The 2,141-nt window shown below is 71.5% G+C and carries 3 protein-coding genes; all 3 read left to right on the top strand.

Annotation, left to right across the window (positions count from 1 at the left end):
- Positions 1 to 1,027: hypothetical protein (locus tag ACXJKL_RS19870; RefSeq protein ID WP_457208724.1), on the top strand; the 1,027-nt coding region annotated here is incomplete at its 5' end.
- Between the two features lie 189 nt (positions 1,028 to 1,216).
- Positions 1,217 to 1,510, top strand: a complete 294-nt coding sequence (gene groES, locus ACXJKL_RS19865; protein ID WP_056887203.1) for a co-chaperone GroES — start codon at positions 1,217 to 1,219, stop codon at positions 1,508 to 1,510.
- 92 nt (positions 1,511 to 1,602) lie between these two features.
- Positions 1,603 to 2,141, top strand: a 539-nt coding sequence (locus tag ACXJKL_RS19860) for a TCP-1/cpn60 chaperonin family protein (RefSeq protein ID WP_457208723.1), incomplete at its 3' end; no start/stop codon positions are given.

Raw genomic sequence — 2,141 nt, 5'->3', positions numbered from 1 at the left:
GTTCTCCTCCGTGCGCAAGCTGCTGATCGTCCTCGTCCCCGTGCTCCTCATCGCCGCCCTGGCCGGCGGCGGCATCTGGCTCTCCCAGCGGGAGGAGCCGGGCGCCAAGGCGGGCACCCTGGTCGAGCAGCGTGCCGAGGGCCTGCTGGTGGGCCGCAGCACGGACGTGCGGGTGCCCTGGGGGCGCCTCCAGGTCACGGTCACCGAGCCCCTGGACAGCGTCGACACGGAGGACGGCACGCTGCGGGGGTCCTTCGTGGGCGTCCAGGTCGAGCTGCGCGCCACCGACGACACCGTCCCGGTGGACCGCGTCCCCGGCGCCGCCCTCGAGGACCCGACGTTCGGGGTCACGGCCGACGGCGAGACCTGGCAGCTCCCCGCGCTGACCGGGTGGGTGGACGGCACGACGATCTCCCCGGGCGCCCGCCGCCAGTACGTCGCGGTCCCCGAGGGTGCGGAGGAGGTCACCGTGAACGTGACCTACGACGGCGTGGCCCAGACCATCGACGCGGCCACCGGGGACGTCACCACCGGGGACGCGGCCGCGCTCTACGACGCGTCGTTCCCCCGGGCCGGCGCACCCTGCGGGGACCAGCTCTGGAGCCCCGGCGCCGCCGCGGTCGAGGGGGCCGAGTCGGGCTGCTTCGTGCGCTCCTCGGTCATGCACCCGTACGTCGCCGGGCTGGGCYGGGCGCCCGCGGGCTCGCGGTGGCTGGTCGTCACCGTCGTCCCGGGCTCGCCGACCGCCTTCGAGGGCCGGCGCGGGACCTACGAGGCGAGCGAGGAGGACGTCGAGACGTCGTACGGCCTCGGCTTCGAGGAGCCCGTCGAGGTGTACGCCRCCAACGACCTGCTGCCCGACTCGGTCGAGCCGGACCCGATCGACCCCCAGGTCGTGGTCTTCGAGGTCCCCGCGGACCGGCAGGCCGGGCAGATGGACATCCGCACGACGGTGAAGGGCGAGCTGGCGCAGCGCGGCCGCCCGCGCACCGCCCGCGCGCTCGTCGTCCAGGGCGCGTTCGTCTGAGGGCTGCCGCTGGCACTCGGAGGGGTGGAGTGCTAGCGTCGTGCTTGGCACTCTCGCCCTGAGGGTGCCAGTGCTTGCAAGGGCGTACGACCCCCGCGACGGCGTACGGCCAGAGCAAGCCCCAACGTGCGAGAGCACTCGCTCTCGAGTCCGTCTCGATCTAACGTGGAAAGTGGAGGTTGATCCGAAGTGTCGGTCAACATCAAGCCCCTCGAGGACCGCATCGTCGTCCAGCCGCTGGACGCCGAGCAGACCACGGCCTCCGGCCTGGTCATCCCGGACACGGCCAAGGAGAAGCCCCAGGAGGGCGAGGTCCTGGCCATCGGCCCCGGTCGCATCGACGACAACGGCAACCGCGTCCCGCTCGACGTCGCCGTGGGTGACAAGGTCATCTACAGCAAGTACGGCGGCACCGAGGTCAAGTACGCCGGCGCCGAGTACCTCATCCTCTCGGCCCGCGACGTCCTCGCCGTCGTTTCCTGATTTCCCGATAGTCCGTGACGATCGGACCCCACGGCGAGGCTGCCCGGGGTCCGAACGTCACGGACTATCTCCCTTTTCGCTAGGAGATGTGAATGCCCAAGATCCTGGAGTTCGACGAGAACGCCCGACGCGCCCTCGAGCGCGGCGTCGACGCCCTCGCCAACGCCGTCAAGGTGACGCTCGGCCCCAAGGGCCGCTACGTCGTCCTGGACAAGAAGTGGGGCGCGCCGACCATCACGAACGACGGTGTGACCGTCGCCCGTGAGATCGAGCTGGACGACCCGTTCGAGAACCTCGGTGCGCAGCTCACCAAGGAGGTCGCGACCAAGACCAACGACGTCGCCGGTGACGGCACGACGACCGCGACCGTGCTCGCGCAGGCGATGGTCCACGAGGGTCTGCGCGCCGTGGCCGCCGGCGCCAACCCGATGGGTCTCAAGCGGGGCATGGACGCCGCCGCCGAGGCGGTCGGCGACGCGCTGCGCGAGGCCGCCCGCGAGGTCGAGTCCAAGGAGGACATGGCGTCGGTCGCGACGATCTCCTCCCGTGACAGCCACATCGGCGAGCTGCTCGCCGAGGCCTTCGACAAGGTCGGCAAGGACGGCGTGATCACGGTCGAGGAGTCCAACAC

The sequence above is a fragment of the Nocardioides sp. P5_C9_2 genome (assembly GCF_054049555.1).
Note: the sequence above shows the minus strand (reverse complement) of the source record. Positions and strands in the feature narration are given on the sequence as shown.